The 17,569-nt window shown below is 67.4% G+C and carries 16 protein-coding genes; 8 read left to right on the plus strand and 8 right to left on the minus strand.

The window, feature by feature from the left end:
- Positions 1 to 7: 7 nt before the first annotated feature.
- From BOO69_RS08975 to BOO69_RS08985, 3 genes are read right to left on the minus strand one after another with little or no spacing between them, the layout of a single operon-like run.
- A complete protein-coding gene (locus BOO69_RS08975; protein ID WP_071971855.1) occupies positions 8 to 808 on the minus strand; it encodes a transglutaminase family protein in 801 nt (266 codons plus the stop codon).
- On the minus strand, positions 809 to 1,750 hold the full coding sequence (locus BOO69_RS08980) for an alpha-E domain-containing protein (protein ID WP_071971856.1): 942 nt from the start codon (positions 1,748 to 1,750) through the stop codon (positions 809 to 811).
- Position 1,751: 1 nt separating this feature from the next.
- Positions 1,752 to 3,176, minus strand: coding sequence for a circularly permuted type 2 ATP-grasp protein (locus BOO69_RS08985; protein ID WP_071973738.1), 1,425 nt, complete (start codon positions 3,174 to 3,176; stop codon positions 1,752 to 1,754).
- Between the two features lie 202 nt (positions 3,177 to 3,378).
- Between BOO69_RS08985 and BOO69_RS08990 the strand changes: the two genes are divergently transcribed.
- On the plus strand, positions 3,379 to 3,864 hold the full coding sequence (locus tag BOO69_RS08990; RefSeq protein ID WP_071971857.1) for a flavodoxin family protein: 486 nt from the start codon (positions 3,379 to 3,381) through the stop codon (positions 3,862 to 3,864).
- A 27-nt stretch (positions 3,865 to 3,891) separates the two neighbouring features.
- On the opposite strand, the gene BOO69_RS08995 is transcribed toward BOO69_RS08990, so the two are convergent.
- The gene (locus BOO69_RS08995; RefSeq protein ID WP_071971858.1) at positions 3,892 to 4,383 is read right to left on the minus strand and encodes a MarR family winged helix-turn-helix transcriptional regulator; all 492 of its coding nucleotides are present in this window, start codon (positions 4,381 to 4,383) and stop codon (positions 3,892 to 3,894) included.
- 19 nt (positions 4,384 to 4,402) lie between these two features.
- Complete coding sequence (locus tag BOO69_RS09000; protein ID WP_071971859.1) at positions 4,403 to 5,563, minus strand: mandelate racemase/muconate lactonizing enzyme family protein; 1,161 nt, start codon at positions 5,561 to 5,563, stop codon at positions 4,403 to 4,405.
- A gap of 140 nt (positions 5,564 to 5,703) precedes the next feature.
- Here BOO69_RS09000 and BOO69_RS09005 point away from each other — a divergent pair, with 140 nt between their 5' ends.
- The 4 genes from BOO69_RS09005 to BOO69_RS09020 all read left to right on the plus strand — a co-directional run bounded on the left by BOO69_RS09005 (position 5,704) and on the right by BOO69_RS09020 (position 9,450).
- Positions 5,704 to 6,660, plus strand: coding sequence for a Bug family tripartite tricarboxylate transporter substrate binding protein (locus BOO69_RS09005; RefSeq protein ID WP_071971860.1), 957 nt, complete (start codon positions 5,704 to 5,706; stop codon positions 6,658 to 6,660).
- A 61-nt stretch (positions 6,661 to 6,721) separates the two neighbouring features.
- On the plus strand, positions 6,722 to 7,465 hold the full coding sequence (locus BOO69_RS09010) for an arylmalonate decarboxylase (RefSeq protein WP_071971861.1): 744 nt from the start codon (positions 6,722 to 6,724) through the stop codon (positions 7,463 to 7,465).
- A 30-nt stretch (positions 7,466 to 7,495) separates the two neighbouring features.
- Complete coding sequence (locus BOO69_RS09015) at positions 7,496 to 7,963, plus strand: tripartite tricarboxylate transporter TctB family protein (protein WP_083545483.1); 468 nt, start codon at positions 7,496 to 7,498, stop codon at positions 7,961 to 7,963.
- The gene (locus tag BOO69_RS09020; RefSeq protein ID WP_071971863.1) at positions 7,963 to 9,450 is read left to right on the plus strand and encodes a tripartite tricarboxylate transporter permease; all 1,488 of its coding nucleotides are present in this window, start codon (positions 7,963 to 7,965) and stop codon (positions 9,448 to 9,450) included. The genes BOO69_RS09015 and BOO69_RS09020 overlap by 1 nt, the downstream gene beginning before the upstream one ends.
- Positions 9,451 to 9,479: 29 nt before the next feature.
- Here the strand turns inward: BOO69_RS09020 and BOO69_RS09025 are convergent, their stop codons facing one another.
- Positions 9,480 to 11,639: a CHASE2 domain-containing protein gene (locus tag BOO69_RS09025; RefSeq protein ID WP_216637013.1), complete on the minus strand. Its 2,160-nt coding sequence runs from the start codon at positions 11,637 to 11,639 to the stop codon at positions 9,480 to 9,482.
- A 127-nt stretch (positions 11,640 to 11,766) separates the two neighbouring features.
- Between BOO69_RS09025 and BOO69_RS09030 the strand changes: the two genes are divergently transcribed.
- The 3 genes from BOO69_RS09030 to BOO69_RS09040 are packed head-to-tail and all read left to right on the plus strand — an operon-like array spanning position 11,767 to position 14,990.
- Positions 11,767 to 12,906: a tetratricopeptide repeat protein gene (locus BOO69_RS09030; protein ID WP_071971865.1), complete on the plus strand. Its 1,140-nt coding sequence runs from the start codon at positions 11,767 to 11,769 to the stop codon at positions 12,904 to 12,906.
- An 11-nt stretch (positions 12,907 to 12,917) separates the two neighbouring features.
- Positions 12,918 to 13,859 (plus strand): FecR family protein, encoded by a 942-nt coding sequence (locus BOO69_RS09035; protein ID WP_071971866.1) that lies wholly within the window; start codon positions 12,918 to 12,920, stop codon positions 13,857 to 13,859.
- Positions 13,860 to 13,865: 6 nt separating this feature from the next.
- Positions 13,866 to 14,990, plus strand: a complete 1,125-nt coding sequence (locus tag BOO69_RS09040) for a nucleotide disphospho-sugar-binding domain-containing protein (RefSeq protein WP_071971867.1) — start codon at positions 13,866 to 13,868, stop codon at positions 14,988 to 14,990.
- Here BOO69_RS09040 and BOO69_RS09045 read toward each other — a convergent pair.
- Together BOO69_RS09045 and BOO69_RS09050 are read right to left on the minus strand one after the other, a co-directional pair.
- Positions 14,987 to 15,715, minus strand: coding sequence for a DUF6065 family protein (locus tag BOO69_RS09045; protein WP_071971868.1), 729 nt, complete (start codon positions 15,713 to 15,715; stop codon positions 14,987 to 14,989). The two genes, BOO69_RS09040 and BOO69_RS09045, sit on opposite strands and share 4 nt — an antisense overlap.
- Positions 15,712 to 17,433 carry a patatin-like phospholipase family protein gene (locus BOO69_RS09050; protein WP_071971869.1) on the minus strand — a complete coding sequence of 574 codons (1,722 nt, stop codon included), beginning with the start codon at positions 17,431 to 17,433 and terminating at the stop codon, positions 15,712 to 15,714. Before BOO69_RS09050 ends, BOO69_RS09045 begins: the two co-directional genes overlap by 4 nt.
- Positions 17,434 to 17,569 lie beyond the last annotated feature (136 nt).

Below are 17,569 nucleotides of genomic sequence, written 5' to 3' on the forward strand. Positions count from 1 at the left end.
CGCAGGATTACTGCTGCACCTGCAAAGATACAATCAGTTCTTCCTCGGCGCTGCCCATCCGCAGGCCTTCGATCGGCGAAGCATCGCGCGCGTCCCGCCCGATGGCGATGCGGACATAGCGTTCGTCCGGCGAATACCCGTTAGAGATGTCGAAGCCGACCCACCCCAGCCCGTCCACGTGCGCTTCGGCCCAGGCATGGGTCGCGACCTGGTCCACGCGGTCGTTCATCATCAGGTAACCGCTGACGTAGCGCGCGGGGATGCCCGCCACCCGCGCCGCCGAGATGAAGATCTGCGCGTGGTCCTGGCAAACGCCGCCCCCGCCGCCGGTCAGCGCCTGCTCTGCCGAGGTGTGGCTGTGCGTCGCCCCCAGCACGTAGGGAACGCGTTCCAGAATGGCGGCGGACAGCCCGTGCAGCGCCGCAAGCTGGTCCTCCTGCCCCAGGAACTTCGCGGCGATATCGCGGATCGCGGGCCCGGGCGCCGTCGGCGCGGTGGCCTCGCGAAAATGCCAGAGTGGCGCGCGGGTATAGACCTGACCCACGATGCCGTCGGCGCTCAGCGTCTCGACCGTCCCGGTGGCCCTGATCGACAAATCGCTGCCGCCCGGATCGAGGCTGACAAGATCCACGTGGTTCCCGTAATGATCGGTGTACTGGTTCTCGATCTTGCCGCCGCTGACCACGATGGTCCAGTCGACCACGTTCTGCATGGACGAGGTGAGCGGGCGCAGGCGTGCCTTCTGCAGCGCGTAGCCGACCGGCGCACTGTAGCGATACTGGGTGGTGTGGCTGACGTGAAGCTGCATCTATCCGGTGAACCTGTAATCCTGCTCGATCTGCTGGGCGAGCCGTCCGGTATCCACGATCAGCCCGTTGACGAACTGGTGAAGCCCCTCTTCGAAGATCGCGCCGATGTCCCTCCCCTTGAGCCGCGCCAGCATCTGCTCCGCCATGTCGTTGGAGGGCTTGGTGCTGCGATACTCTTCGGACAACAGCGACAGGTTGGCGGCGATCTGGCTGGCACAGAAGTGCAGCGACCGGGGCATTCGCGGATCGAGGATCAGGAAATTCGCGATGGCGGGCGCGGTGAAATCGTCCTCCACGGCCCAGCGGAAAGACCGGTGCGCCGACACCGACCGCAGCACGGTCTCCCACTGGACGTTGTCCATCCTGCTGCCGACGAAGGACGGCGACGGCAGCAGCGAATAGTATTTCACGTCGATGATCCGGGCGGTGTTGTCCATCCGTTCGACGGCGATGCCGAGGCTGCAGAAATCGTAGATGTCGTTGCGCAGCATGGTGCCGTGCAAAGCGCCCCGTACAAGCGCGGCCTGTTGTCGTATCACCGCCAGCACGCCGGGCACTTCGGTTTCCGGCACCGGTTCCTTCAACAGGTCGGAGAACATCATCCAGGTGTCATTGACCGCGTACCAGACCTCTGTCGTCAGCGCGGTACGGGTCAGCCGGGCATTGTCGCGCGCGGCCTTGATGACGGACAGCACGGAACTGGGATTCTGCGGTTCGCGCAGCAGGAAGTTGATGACCCGGGAACTGTCGTAGCCGTCGTGCACGGCTTCGTACGTGCCCTGCACCGCGGAGGTGACGATGACCGACTTCCATTCCGCCTCCGCATCGCTGGAGCGGGTCAGCGCGATCCGGAAGCCCGCCTCGATCAGCCGTGCGATGTTTTCCGCCCGTTCAAGGTAGCGAAACATCCAGTACAATCCGCCTGCGGTCTTTCCCAGCATATCAGTCGTCCAGAACCCAGGTGTCCTTGGTCCCGCCGCCCTGGCTGGAGTTCACGACCAGAGACCCCGGTTGCAGCGCGACACGGGTCAGCCCGCCCGGCGTGATGTCGATCCCCTTGGGCGAGACCAGCGCAAAGGGGCGCAGATCCACATGGCGCGGGGCCAGACCGCTTTCGGTGAAGATCGGCACCGTCGAAAGCGCAAGTGTCGGCTGCGCGATGTAATTGTTGGGCCGGGCACGGAGTTTCTCGGCGAAATCCGCGATTTCGGCCTTGGTGGCGGCGGGCCCCACCAGCATCCCGTAGCCGCCCGACCCGTGTACTTCCTTGACCACCAGGTCGGCGAGGTTGTCGAGCACGAATTTCAGGCTGTCGGGTTCGGAGCAGCGGTGGGTTTCGACGTTCTTCAGGATCGCCCGCTCTCCGGTATAGAATTCGACGATATCGGGCATGTAGCTGTAGATCGCCTTGTCGTCGGCGACGCCTGTGCCGGGCGCATTGGCGATGGTGATGTTTCCCGCGCGGTAGACGTCCATGATCCCGGGCACCCCCAGCATGGAACTGGGATTGAAGGTGAGCGGGTCGAGAAAGTCATCGTCCACACGGCGATACAGAACGTCGATCACCTTGTAGCCCTGGGTCGTGCGCATGGCGATATGCCCATCGACCACGCGCAGGTCGTGTCCCTCCACCAGTTCGACACCCATCTGGTCGGCGAGGAAGCTGTGTTCGTAGTAGGCGGAATTGAAGATGCCCGGTGTCAGCACCGCCACCCTCGGACGCCCGACGCAGGACGCGGGCGCCGATGCCTCCAGCGCGCGGCGCAGGTTCTTGGGGTAATCGCTGACCGGCTGCACCCGGATCGTGCTGAAGAGTTCGGGAAACATCTGCAGCATGGTTTCGCGATTCTCGAGCATGTAGCTGACACCCGAGGGGGTCCGCGCGTTGTCCTCCAGCACGAAGAAGTCGTCCTCCCCGGTGCGGACGACGTCCGTGCCCACGATGTGCGTGTAGACCCCGCCCGGCGGCGTGAAGTCCATCATCTGCGGCAGGAAGGCGTCGTTCCTAGCGATGAGTTCGGTGGGGATGATGCCGGCGCGCAGGATTTCCTGCCGGTTGTAGATGTCGTGCAGGAAGGCATTGAGCGCGGCAACACGCTGTTCGATGCCGCGTGCGAGCCGTGTCCACTCCCGGCTGGAGAGGATACGGGGGATCAGGTCGAAGGGGATCAGCCGTTCTTCGGCATCGGCCTGCCCATAAACGTTGAACGTGATGCCGGTGCGCCGGAAGAAGGCTTCGGCCTCCGCGGCCTTCTGTGCCAGCCGCTGGTTGTCCTGTGCCGCGAACCAGGCGTGATAGTAGTCGTACGGGGCCCGGGCACCCGCGCCTGATTGCATTTCGTCAAAGGCAGAAACCTGTTTCGTCATGAGAATACGATAGGTCAAGGCCGGTGTCGGACAATCCCCGATGCTTGCGGCCGCGGTCACGGCCGCCCAATTCGTGCCCACTTCGGGGCATTTGCCCAAAATACAGGCATCGCGCCCCGGCATCGCGCCGATTTTTCAGGTTGCACCCGGCCCGGTGGCATACCAGCCTCGGGGCGCGGTCCCCGATTAGGAAAGGAATTCCATGCCGAGCCTGCTTGTCGTCTATCATTCCAAGACCGGCGGCAGCCGCCAGATGGCGGAAGCGGCGGCCGATGCGGCCCGCGAGGAGATCGAGACAACGCTGCTGCTAGCTGCCGATGCGGGTCCGGACGACCTTCTGTCGGCCGATGGCTACATCTTCTGCGCGCCCGAGAACCTCGCCGCCATCGCGGGCGTGATGAAGGATTTCTTCGACCGCAGCTACTACCCGGTGCTGGGCCGGATCGAAGGAAGGCCCTATGCGCAAATGGTCTGCGCCGGATCGGACGGCGCGAACGCGGTGCGCCAGACCGCGCGGATCGCACAGGGCTGGCGGCTGAAGCAGGTGCAGGAAGCATTGATCGTCTGTACGCACGCCCAGGGTCCGGAGGAGATCCTTGCCGACAAGACCATACCGGAGGACGACCTTGCGAAGTGCCGGGAAATCGGCGCGGCGATGGGTGCCGGACTGAGCATGGGCATGTTCTAGGTCACCGCCGCCACGCCGGGTGTCGGCTCAATCGGAGGATCCGGCCTCGGGCAACCGCTCGACGATCTCCCTCAGCGTCTCGATGAAGGCCTCCCGGCGGTCGGACCCGATGGTGGCATTGAGCGCCGCGAGATGTTCGCGGCCACGCGCCTCCATCCGGCGTTGCAGCGCGTAACCTTCTTCGGTCGCTTCGCTCAGGTGCGTGCGCCTGTCGTGATTTGGCCGCAGGCGGGTCACGAGGCCGTTGTCCTCCATCCAGCGCAGGGCCTTTGCCACGCTGGACTTGTCGCGCCGCGCGGTGCGGCCGATCTCCGTCTGGCTGATGCCGGGGTTGTTCACGATCAGGGTAAGGATCGTGAAGTAGCCGGGCCGCAGGCGGTCTTCTCCCAGCCGGTCGGCAAAATCCGTGAAGGCGGCTTCGTAGGCCGCACGCAGGTACATGCCGACGAAGTCGTTCAGCACGCCGAGCTTGATCTCGCGCCCGTTCGGGCCGTCGCTGTCCGCCTGCTGATCCTTCACCGTGCCGGTTTCCTTCCGATCATGCCTTGCCGGTGCCCCCGGACAAGGGTCGCTTTGCCAGTTCCTTGACCGCCGCGAGGTCGAGGTCGAATCCGAGACCGGGACGGTCGGGTACCCTGAGCGTCTCGCCGTCGGCTTCGGGCAGGTTGGTGAAGATGGCCTTGCACATCTCGACGGCCACCAGGTGCCACTCCACCAGCCCACCGTGCGCCATGCCCGCGTGCAGGTGCATGTTATGATAAGGAAAAGCGCCGCCGTTGGCGAGCGTGACGTTGCGCGTCTCGGCCAGGGCAGCCACCTTTGCCGCCGCCGTCAGACCGCCGCAGATGACCGCGTTGGGCTGCAACACGTCCACCGCGCCCGCGTCCAGCAGCGACTGGAATCGGAAGAGCTGACCTTCGTTCTGGCCAGCGGCGATGCGCAGGCCGGTGGTGCGGCGCAGTTCGGCCATCTGCGCGGGATCGTTGTCGCGCACCGGCTCCTCGAAGAAGGCGATCTTGCAGTCCGCGATCCGTTCCGCAAGCCAGCGGGCGGACGACGGATCGAGGCTGCAATTGGCGTCGATGTACAGCTCCCCCTCCTCGCCGATGGCGTCGCGGACAGTGCGGACGCGTTCGATATCTTCCCGCAGGATCGCGCGCAGATCCTGTCCCTTGATCCGCTTGTGCAGCCCGTGGTGGCCGACAACCATCTTGAAACGGGTGGTCCCCTCCGCCTTCAGGTGCCGCGCCACGTCACCCAACTGGTCGCGGTCGAAGGCGCCGAAGCCGAAGGTGACATAGAGCGGCACCTCGCGCCGGGCCCCGCCCAGCAGCGCCCAGCAGGGCAGATTGGCCACCTTGCCGAGAATATCCCAAAGCGCGAGGTCGATGCACGAGACCGCGTGGCTGGCGTAGCCGGTCTGCCCGCGCGGCGTCATCAGCCAGTAGAGTTCCTCGGCGATTCGCTCGCGGTCGAGGGCGTTCAGACCCTTGAGCGCGGGCGCCGCGATCGCGTTGACCGCCTCGGCGACGACCTCTTCTTCGGTGATCGCGGTAAAGCCATGGCCGACCACGCCATCGACCGTCTCGATCTCGACCACGACACAGGAAAGACCGGTCTGCGCGCGCGCGCCGGCGATGGTGAAGTCCACCGGAATGTTGATCGGATAGGCCGTGACCTTGGCGATTTCTGTGTTCATCTGTCTCTCACTTTAGGGTCTTTGCGCCGCCGCGCGGTGCGTTGTCTTCCCGTCATGTTAGATTCCCAGCGAACAGTTGACAAGGAAACCTTCTTAACTGAGAGTATTAGGTGGGAGATCATTTTCTGGGAGGAAAAAGAATGTTAAGAACGTTGATCGCGGCGGTTGCCGCCGTATCGCTGCAGACGGGCGGCGCCCTGGCGCAGGACGATTATCCAAACAAGCCCGTGACGATGGTGGTCGGCTTCAGCGCCGGCGGCGGCATGGACACGCTGGGCCGGCTGGTCGCCGAACGCCTGGGCGAGGAACTGGGCCAGCAGGTCGTGGTGGAGAACCGCCCCGGCGCCGGCGGGACCATCGCGCCGGGATACGTCGCGACCGCCAATGCCGACGGCTACACCCTGTACCTTGGCGAAACCGCCGCGATGATCGCGCCCGCCGTCATCGGTGACGTGGCGTATGACCCGCTGGGCAGCTTTGTTCCGGTCGCGCAACTGGCCGTCGCCCCGCTGGCGCTGGTGGCGAACAACGATGTGCCTGCCAGCAACATGCAGGAATTCGTGGACTTGCTGAAATCCAAGCCGGACGAGTATTTCTACGCCTCCTCGGGCGTCGGCACGCTGCAGCACCTTGCGGGCGAAAAGCTCAAGAACGACGCGGGCATCGAGATGGAAGTCGTGCATTTCCAGGGCGGTGCCCCTTCCGTCAAGGCCGTGATCTCGGGCGAGGTCGCCTTTGGCATCACCAGCCTGAACGCCGCGTCCGCGCAGGCGGAGGGCGGGAACCTCAAGGTGCTGGGTGTCACCACGCTGGACCCCGTACCGGGCTTCGAGGACATCGACACCATCAGTTCGGTCGCGGACGGCTTCGATGCGGCGCCGCGCCAGTTCATCATGGCCCCCGCGGAAACACCTCAGGCCGTTCTCGACAAACTGGGCACCGCGATCGAGGCCAGCATGCAGGACGAGCAACTGCGCGCCGACCTGTCGTCCCGCGGCCTTGTGCCGACCTACCTGACCGCGCAGGAACTGGGTGACCAGTTGCCGCAGGTGATCGAGACATGGTCAGAGGTTGCCGGCACGGCGCTGGCCAACTGAACCCCTTCGCCGCCCCGCCGGTGCGGGGCGGCACCCCATTCTCCTGATCGAAGGAAACGTCATGGTGACCCCCGTGATCGGAATGATCGTGCCGCCCGCCGCGGGCGACGTGCCGCCCGAAGCCTACGGGCTTTACCCAGAAGGTGTGCGTTTTGCCGCGCGTGGACTGGCGCTGAACCGGATGGCGATGGACAATTACGCCACGGCGGTGGAACGTGTGCGCGAACTGGCGCGAGACCTGCAACGGCAGGAAGGCGCACAGGCGCTGTCGCTCATGGGAACGTCGCTCAGCTTTTTCCGCGGCGGATCCTTCAACGCGGAACTGGTCGATATCATGCAGCAGGAAACCGGATTGCCCGCTACGACGATGAGCAACTCGGTCCGCGATGCCCTGCACGCGCTCGGTGCGAAGCGGATCGCGGTCGGCACCGCGTATTCCGACGAGGTCAACGAAAAGCTGAGGCTGTTTCTCGAGGCCAGCGGTTTCGAAGTCGCGGCGTTGACGGGCATGGGGATCGTCGGCGTGGCCGACGTTCAGCGCACGACACCCGGCGATGTGACCGAACTGGGCTTGCGTGCGTTCGAGATGGCCGATGGCCCCGTGGATGCGGTCTTCATATCCTGCGGCGGTCTTCCCGCCCTACACCTGAGCGATGCCCTTGAAGCGGAACTGAGCGTCCCCGTGGTCGCGAGCTCGACCGCCGGTGTCTGGGGCGCGGTGCGTCTGCTGGACATTCCGGGCACGGCCCCTGCCCTTGGCGCGCTCGCACGGACAGACGCCTCGGTGGAACCGGCACATCCATGACCAACGGACGACGCGAACGGGAGCCTTCGCATGGCTGAGACACGAGACAGGAAACAGATGGATGCCGCGGCCCTGCTGACCGGTTTGGCCATCGCCGCCGGATGCGCATGGGTCGCATGGGAATCCTGGAGCTACGGGCTGGGATCGCTGCGACGCATGGGCCCGGGTTTCTTCCCCTTCTTCGCCGGGATCGCGGGGGCGGCGATCGGTCTGGTGATCGCGTGGCGCGCCCTGCGCGCGGAAGATGACGCCGGCCAGAGCGTGCCGCTGCGGCGGCTGCTGTTCATCGGGGCGGCCTTCGTCTTCTTCGCGCTGGCGGTGCAGCCGCTGGGGCTGCTCGTGACACTGTTCATCACAACCCTGATCGGCGCCTATGCCGACGCCGAAGCACGTCTGGGCCAGACGCTCGTTCTCGCCACCTGCCTGAGCGGCGGCATCTGGCTGATCTTCGTCCGGCTTCTGGGCGTGTCCATCCCGGCCTTTCCGTCGGGGTTCTAATGGACACCCTGTCGAGCCTTCAGTCCGGCTTCATGGCGGTCCTGACCGTTCAGAACCTGTTCTATTGTTTCGCCGGCGTCACGATGGGCACCTTCATCGGCGCCTTGCCCGGCCTTGGCGCGATGCTGGGGATCGCGCTGCTTCTGCCGGTCACCCTGTACCTACCTGCGGAAGCCTCCATCATCATGCTGGCCGGCATCTACTACGGCGGGGAATACGGCGGTTCGATCTCGGCGATCCTGATCAACGTGCCCGGCACGCCGTCGTCGACCGTGGCAACGCTCGACGGGCACCAGATGGCAAGGCAGGGGCGCGCCGCCGTGGCGCTTTTCGCCTCCGCGCTGGCGTCATTCCTCGCCGGGTCCGTCGGCATCGTCCTGATGATGCTCTTCTCGCCGATCATCGGGCGTTTCGCGCTCAATTTCGGGTCGGTCGAATATTTCGCGGTGATGCTGGTGGGGCTTCTCGGCGCCGCCTCGGTGTCCAGCGGGTCGCGGCTCAAGGCTTACCTGGCAGTCCTGCTGGGGCTGATCTTCGGCACCATCGGGGCCGACGTCAGCACCGGCACGCAACGCTTCACGCTGGGCTTTCCGGAATTCATTTCGGGGATCAGCCTCGTGGCCCTCGCGATGGGGTTCTTCGGTTTCGCGGAAATCGTCTGCGCCCGGACCAAGACGATTTCAGACAAGGCACAAAGCCGGGTGCGGATGCGCGACATGATGCCAAGCCGGGCGGAATGGCGGCGCAGCTTCGGCCCCTTCTGGCGCGGCACCGGGCTGGGTGCCCTGCTGGGGGCGCTGCCGGGTACCGGACCCACCATCGCGTCCTTCATGGCCTACAGCCAGGAAAAGAAGCTCTCGCGCGATCCGGCAAAGTTCGGAACCGGGACGATCGAGGGGCTGGTCGCACCGGAATCGGCCAACAACGCCGCGGCCCAGACAGCTTTCATCCCGACGCTGACGCTCGGCATTCCCGGCACCGCCACCATGGCGTTGATCCTTGGCGCCCTGATCGTGCAGGGCATCCAGCCCGGACCCCGCATGATGGCGGAGAACGCAGATCTCTTCTGGACCCTCATCGCGAGCTTCTGGGTCGGCAACCTGTTCCTGCTGGTCCTCAACATCCCGCTGGTCGGCCTTTGGGTGAAACTGGTGAGCGTGCCCTACCGGTTCCTTTTCCCCTGCATCATCTGCCTGATCTGCGTGGGCATCTACAGCATCGAGCTCAGCGCCTTCAACGTCTGGGTGATCCTGGCGACGGGGCTGTTGGGCTGCGCCATGCGGGCGACCCAGATTCCCGCGGCACCCCTGCTGATGGGCTTCATCCTCGGCCCCCTCATGGAGGAAAACCTCAAGCGGTCGTTGCAACTGGCGCGTGGGGACGCGACGGTGTTTCTCACCTCGCCGATCTCGGCCATCTGCATCGTGCTGGCAGTGGCGATCGTGGTGCTGCCCCTGATCGGAGGCTGGCGGGCGCGCCTGCGCTAGCAACGCGGCCGGGCGGGCCCTGCTGAGGCTCAGGCCGGCGCGGTGGGCGATTTTTCACCCGGGTCGTAGACTCCTGACCAGTCGCCGGGCCGTTGCGCGGCGGCCATTCGCGCCGTCCGCGCGCGCTGCAGCGCCAGAAGCCCCGGCGGCAGCCCGTCAAGGCGCGCGAGCGCCGATTGGGCACCCGCCGCGTCCCACGCCCGCCAGGCACGCAGCCAATCCTCCTGGGCAGTCCCGAGGACCTGAAACGAAGAGGTCCGCGCAAGGTCGGCGTCGCCGATCACCGCGTGCAGTTCCACCGGCTGTTCGCGCCCCTTGACCCGCACGAGATCGACTTCGAGCGTGGCCAGCCCCTGCCCCCGCGCGGTGTCCGCCGCTGCCAGCGTCTCGACCCCGTAGAACCGCGTCAGCGCCTCGATCCGCGATGCGACGTTCACCGGATCGCCGATGGCGGAATAGGCGAACCGCTGGGCGGAACCGAGGTTGCCCACGCAACAGGTGCCCGTGTTCAGACCGATCCCGATCGACAGGGGCGGATGGTCGGCCCCGCGGTTGAGCGCATCCAGCGCGCGCCCCATCGCCACGGCGGCCTCGGCCGCGCGGCGGCGGTGTTCCTCCACCGGCAGCGGGGCATTCCAGAACGCCATGATCGCGTCCCCGATGAACTTGTCGATGGTCGCGCCATGGGCCATCAGAATATCCGTCATCGGGGTGAGAAAACCGTTCAGAAGGGCCGTCAGCGCCACCGGGTCCATGCCTTCGGACAGGCCGGAAAAGCCGCGCAGATCGCAGAACAGGATCGTGATCTCGCGCGCTTCGCCGTCGAGCCGCGCGGCCGACGGGTCGTCGGCCAGCTTCTCGACCACGGTGGGCGCGAGGTAGAGCGAAAAGGTGCGGCGCACGCTCTGGCGCTCCCGTTCGGTCAGCAGCGCCAGCGCAGTCGCACCGGCGAGAAAGGTAGCCAGAATGGCCAGCGAGGGCACGACCGGGTCCAGTACCAGACCCCGCTCGAAGCCCGTCCAGGCGAGCCACAAGGCGCCGACCGCCGCCCCGCCCGAGACAAGCGCCGCCCAGCCCGCGCCGACCAGCGGGATCACCGCCGCCAGAACCGCTGCCGCCAGAACGGCCCCCGTGATTTCCGCGCCGGGCGCCCAGCCCGGCCGCACGAGGCTGGTGCCCGACACGATCTGGTCGATCGCCTCGGCGTGGGCTTCGACTCCCGGCACCACGGTCCCGATGGGCGTCGCGACAAGGTCGCGCAGGCCGGCGGCAGAGGTGCCCACCAGCACGATGCGCCCCGCGATGTCCGATGCCATGGCGCCGGGGTCGCCGAGGATCAGGTCCGCCGCCGAAAGGCGGGGCATGCCCGGCAGCCCGGACCAGTGCAGCCACAGCCGCCCGTCTGGCCCCGTCGCACTTTCGAACTGGCCCACGCGCAATGCTTCGACCCCCGGCCGGGCCTCGCCCTCGCTCACCCGGAGTTGCAGCGCCCCCGCCCCCTGCGCCACGCGCAGGGCCTCCACCGACAGCGCCGGAAACAGCCCGGCCTCGGTCGCGTAGACGAGGGGCACACGGCGGACCACGCCGTCCGGTTCCGGCAGCAGGCTGAAACTGCCGATACCGGCAGCCGCGTCGCTCAGCGCGTCGAGATTGGTAACCGCCCCCCCCAGCCGGGGTAGGAAGCCCGCGGGATCGGCCCCCCTGACGGCGAAACCCGCTTTGACCGCCGGGGGCTGGCCGCGCGCTTCGGGTGTCAGGATCACCCCGGCCACGACCGGGCCCGCCGCAAAGGCCTCAGCCAGCCGCGCGTCGCCATCGCGGACACCGCCCGGAAGCTCGACCGCCCCGCCGGCCTGCCGGACGATCCGGGCTGCCGCCTCGGCAGACAGGCGATCCGGTTCCGCAAAGACGATGTCGAACACGATCGCCGCCGCCCCCAGATCGGTCAGGCGTTCGACCATCAGGGCAATGTCGCTGCGGGGCCAGGGCCACTGCCCGAGGCGCGCGATGGCGCCTTCGTCGATATCGACGATGGCAACGGGCGGGTCCACCGAAACGCGCGGGGCCATGCGCTGGAAGGCGTCGACCACCAGTGTCTGGGCCCGCTCGGCCACGCCGGGCGCGGCAAGAAGCAACCCGATGACCAGAAAACCGGCAACCACACCGCTCGCCGCCGCTTTTCTGCGCACCCTGCCGTGAATGGGTTGTTGCCGCCGCGACACGGGATGCCTCATTTCAGTCCAGATTCATTTTTTACATAATGACACTCGCAGGACGAGTCATAATGCAACCGATTCGTCCATTTCGTTGAGTCCCATGCGTATATTTTATCTTGCCGCGGCCTTTTCCATCGCCGCCGGATCCGTCGCCGCTCAGGCGGTATCAGATCTCGACCATGCCCGCGCGCAGATTGCCGCCGGGCAGACACAGGCGGCGCTCGCGCCGCTCGAACGCCTCCTGCTGACCGACCCCAACGATGACCAGGCCCGCCTGCTCTATGCCCGGACGTTGTACGACCTCGGGGATTACGAGGGCGCCGAACGGGAACTGGCCCTTCTCCAGGGCCGGCTGGGTGCGGGGCAGTCAGCCTATGCCGCCGATCTGCTCGCGAAGTCCAGGGCGCGGTCCAAACCCTTTCGCGGCAGCGGCACGCTGCGCACCGGCCTGCGGTACGCCACAGATCCGACGCTGGGCGCCGGGGCAGCAGCCACCAACGAGGACGACGTGACCGCCTTTGTCGGGATCGACATCCGGTTGCAGCACGATATCGCGGGCACCGGCGGCGGCGCGGCCTTCGCCGAATTCGACCTGCGCGGAGAAGCCCATTCCGAGGCCGATGCCTTCGACGGTTTCTACGGCGGCCTGCGCTTCGGCCTCGAACTGCCGCAGGCCGACATCACCTTCGTCCCCTACCTGACGGCCTACTCCGACCGGACCTTCGATGGCGGTCGGCAGAACAATTACGGCGGCGGTATCGCGCTGCGCCACGCGCTCAGCCGCCGGACCGAGATCACCGCCGGCATCGAAATGCTGGAACGGGACTACGACAACACCGCGCTCTACTCCGACGGGTCGGCCGTCAGGGCCAGTTTCGGGGTCCGCTACAAGGCCAGCGCCGGTCTGACCCTCGGGGCCGCCATCGCGCACGAGGCGCTTGACGCGGATATCGTCGGCGCGGGCTACGATGCGCCCGAACTCACGCTTGAGGCGGCCTATGCGCTGCCGGGCAGCGGGCTGCTTTTCGGGCGGATCGTCCTGATCGACAGGGATTACGACAACGGACGCAGCGAGAAGATCGACGACTTCTTCGTGGGCTACAGCCGCCCGTTGACGATCGGCGGCCTGCGCGACGTGTCGTTGCAGGCCGGGGTGCGGCATGAAAGACGCCGTGGCACGGCATTCGACGGCGACAACACCTCCGTCGAGCTGAGCCTCGTACGCGGCTTCGAGTTCTGAGGATCAGGCAGATGACCGACAAGAAACGACTTGCCCTTGCACTTGCCGCTTCAGCCAGCGCCTTTGCCCTGACCCCGGCTGCCGCCCAGCAGATCGGCACCTCAAGCGCCGTGCGCGGCAGCGTGGTGCTGACACCGGCAGCCCAGCCCACGCCCCGCCCCGCCACCGTCGGCGCGGGGATCGCGCTTGCCGACAGGGTGGAAACCCGTGCGGCCAGCACCCTTCAGGTCCTGTTGCTGGACCGGTCGACCTTCACGGTCGGCGAGAATGCCGCGCTTCTGATCGACAGGTTCGTCTATGACCCCGATCAAAGCCGGGGCGAGATCGCCGCCGAGGTCACGCGCGGGGCGTTCCGCTTTGTCTCCGGCGCGGTTTCGCGGCGCGGGACCGGCGCGCGGATCGCCACGCCGGCGGCCACCATCGGCATTCGCGGCACCTTCCTCGAAGGGATCGTGGGGCGGCGCGCCGTCGAAGCGGCCCGCGCCGCCGGTCTAGACGTGAGCGGATGCGCCGATCCGGATCTCGCGCTCTTCGTGGCCCTGCGCGGCCCCGCGGGCAATCCGGGACGGGGCGGCCAGATCACGGTGACCAGCCGCATGGGCAGCCGTACGCTGTCGCGCCCGAACCAGGCCGTTTTCGTGGGCGGGCCCGACTGCGAGGTGACCTCGCCCACCCGGTATGGCGGCACCGCGCGCGAGATCCTCGACGAGTCGCTGCGCACTGTGCCGACCGGCCGCGCGACGGGACGGATCACGGGCGGTAGCGCCACCGAGACGATCGGCGGCGCACCGGTAGCGCCCGGCCGCCCGGAGCCGGGCGGACTCACGGTCGATCTGGAGGACTTGCCGCCTCCGCCTCCTCCTCCGCCGCCACCACCACCTCCGCCGCCGCCGCCTCCACCGCCGCCGCCTCCGCCACCACCGCCGCCCGGCAGCGGTGTGCCGCAGAACTAGGGGCGCATGTCGCAACGGTCGGTCCTTCTGGGCACCGAAGCTTGGCCGAACGCCGGCCGTGGGCACCATGCCCGGCTGGCCACCGTCGGCGATGCGCTGCGCGCACGTGGTTGGCAGGTCATCCAGCCACCTGCGGACAGCACGCCGCGGCTTGCGCCCCGCACCGACCGGCTGGGTGATGGCAGCTTTGCCGAAACGATGGCGGGGTTCGGGCTCGACGATACCGAGGGCATGAAAGCCCGGATGGAAGGCTGGATGCTGCATCTTGGCGCGGCGCTGCCCGACCTCGTGATCGCCGACCTTTCACCGCACCTGGTCCTCGCGGCGCGGGACCGCTTTCCTGTCCTCACGGTGGGCAACGGGTTCTTCCTGCCGCCGCCCGGCCTGTCACCACTGCCTGCGCTGCCCGGTCTGGGCGCACCACGTATCGATCAGGACCGCCTGCTTGCCGGAATCAACACCGTGCTGGACGATTTCGGTCGGCCCGCCCTTTCGCGCCTGTCCGAGGTGATGTCGGGCGATCGCCCCATGGTCATGGTGCCGGAGCCGCTCGACCCGTATCGGGGGCAAAGGGCGATCCCACGCCACGACGTGATCCTGCCTCCCGGCGTCCATGGGCGGGGCACAGGCGGGTCCGCGATATTTGCCTATGCCTCGGGGTCCACGCCGATGGCCCAACGCGTCCACATCGCCGAGGCCATGACACTTCTGTCGCAGCCGCGCATCGCCGTCCTGCCGGACCTGCCGGCGCAGGTCGCCGGACGGCTTCACGACAGCGGCACGCGGCTCATCCAGCACAACCTGCCGCTGGCCGACATCGCCGCGCAGGCGCGGCTGGTGGTTCACACCGGCAGCCTTGGCCTTGCGGCGGCGATGCTGCACGCGGGCGTGCCGCAACTGGCGCTGCATACAGACGGGGAAAAATCGCTGACCGCCGCCGCACTGGCGGAAATCGGGGTGGGAAAACAGATGCGGCTGGACACGATGCCGCCCGTGCCGGAGGTCGCCGAGGCGATCCGCAAAGCCAGCATGGATAGGTCGATGCAGGCCGCGGCGGCGGCGCAGGCCTGCGCGCCCTGGACCGATCCGATCCCGGCCCTCGTTGCCGCCGCGGAAGACCTCGCCGCCTAGTCGGCAGGCGGCTTGGGACGCAGCCGGGTCCGATGCGGCGGGTCCACCGGCCGTTCGGGGCCACGCATGTAATCCCTCTGCCAACCCGCGCGCCGTGCGTCGCTGCCTTCCTCGCCAAGGTCCGCGATGAACCTTTCGCGGTCCCTTGCCCATGCACGGTGCGCCTGCTGGTCGGGATCGCCGGCGTCCTGCGCCATCACGCGTGGGGTCACCGCTTCGATCAGACCGCGCGGCATCGGAAAGAGATGCGCAAACGGCTCTCCGGCCTCGAAAGCGACTGTCGCCCCCACGGTGGTAAAGCGCCAGTTCATCGTCAGGCCGAACGGAGACCAGTCCGTCTCCACCACGCCGGTCAGGCCCTGTATATGCGGCTTGGGCCGGTTCACCGGACCCTGAAGCCAAAGATCGTACCCCGGCGATGTGCGGATCAGGCCGGGCACCTGAAAGGTCAGGATGCCCGCCCCGAAATGGCTGACGGCCAGCGGGGACCGGGCGTCGTCGAAACCCGCGACCACCACGTCGTCGATCCCCTGCCCGCCTGTCCAGGTCGCCACGAAACGCGTGGGGTTGAGCAGTTCCCAGCCGTGGGCATTCGCGATGGTCAGAGGCAGGCACCGGTTGGCGTAGCCCTGCGGCGTCGCATCCATCCAGTCCCGCCGCGCCGGGGCGGGGCGCAGTTCAATGCCCCACGCGGGGTCGAGCGCGAGCCGCAGGTCGATGCTCATGTCACGATCTCCTCCAGCAGCCCGGCGTCGATCTGGGCCCGCATGTGGGCGTAGCCGATCTCGGCCAGCCGTTCCCCGGCATGCCAGTCCATCAGGCCGAGCTCCGGCGGGATCGGCGGCACCACCAGCACGTTGCCCTGCATGCAGGCCGCGGCATGGGCGCGCCGGCTGGTGACGGCCATCGACTTTTGCAGCAGTTGCATGATGCGCGGGAAATCCTGCGGATCGCGCCGCCGCAGCACGAGATCCCTCGCAAGGTCAAGCCGACCCGGCAGGCTTTCGTAGCGGCTTTGCAACCGCCATTCCTGAAGCTGCGACAGGCCGACCACGATGTTCGGGCCGAGCTTCAGCTCCTGCATCGGGGCGATGGGCAGGTTATCGACGATGCCGCCATCGATCAGCACCTCGCCGCTGTCCGTCACGACGGGGGGCAGCAGCCCCGGCAGGGAGCCGGAGGCCCGCACCGCCTTCCAGGCGTCGCCCGTGCGGTGCAGGTAGATGCCGTTGCGGGTGAGCGACGTCGAGACCGCCAGCACCGGCACCGGCAGGTCCTCGAGCAGGTACATCCCGTAATGTTCCTGCAGCCGCGAGTCGAAGGGATGGTGGTCCAGCAGCGCGTGGATCGGGATCGTGAGCTTCTTCAGCGCGCCCGACCGGACAAAGATGTCCTGTGACCGGCGCAGGACCTCCATCGGGTCCAGCCCCGCCGCCAGCGCGATGGCCATTGCCGCCCCGCCGCTGGTGCCGCCGTACATGTCGATCTGCACCCCGGCTTCGTCGAGCGCACGGGCGATCCCGAGATGGGCACAGCAGAGCGCCCCGCCCCCGGCAAGGATCAGGCCGAGCCCCCGCCCCGACACGAGCCGGCCGGCACGCGAGATGTCCGCTTGCGTGGCCACATGGTGGTGCAGATGCGGTGCACGCGGTTCGATCCAGGCGGCGGTTCCCGAGATCGGTGCCTCCGGCTCCCGCAAAAGGACGAGGTGTCGCGCTTCGGGTCGATAGAGCGTCAGCGCCAGCCGTTCCAGACCGTTGAGCGCGGAGGCGGACCGGACATCGCCGACCAGCATGCAGAGATCGGACTGGCGCAGTGCGGCGACGGCGAACGCGGTCTCCTCCAGCCCTTCGATCCAGATCACACGGGTATCGGCCTCCCCCTCGCGGGCCAGCAGCCATCGTGCGATCCCGCGGGGGTCATCGCGCAGGTCGGCGGGAATGTCCCGCGCGCGCAGGGGGGCCGCGCCCGACAGGGCCTTGGCAAAAGGCTTGGCGAAATCCGCCTCCACCGCTTTGCCGCCCGCCGGGACCAGTACGACGACCTTGGGCGGGGCCGCAGCGAGACGCGGGACATGGGGCACGGCGGCGCCCAGACGCTCCGACAGGGACTTGAGCACGCCGTCCACCACGCCCGGCATTTGCGCCGCGCCCTCCCATGCCGTCCGGTCCAGCGCCAGCACCTCGGAATCCCGGGCCGCGACCACGTCGGCCGTGCGGCGCGCGCCCGAGAAGAAGGCGATTTCCCCGATCGGATCGCCTTCGGAAATTTCCGCGATGACCGCGCCGCCGACGACGACATGAAACCGCCCCGACCGGACGAAATAGAGCGTATCCGCCGCCTCGCCCGCCGCAACGAGGCGCTCTCCCCGCTCGAGGTGTCGTATCTCGCCATGCTGCGCCAAGCGCGTTTCAGCCGCATCGTCGAAAATATTGAGGGTCATTATGATCCCGTCCCGGATTGCGGCGCTCGGCGCAATGGTCAATAAACAATAAAAGTAATCGCCGCGCTCACGGCCAGTCGGTGCAAACACGATAAATGGCGCGACCGTGAAATCAAGCCCGGTGGCGCCACAATGC

Source organism: Sulfitobacter alexandrii (genome assembly GCF_001886735.1).
In the GTDB taxonomy this organism is placed as follows: domain Bacteria; phylum Pseudomonadota; class Alphaproteobacteria; order Rhodobacterales; family Rhodobacteraceae; genus Sulfitobacter; species Sulfitobacter alexandrii.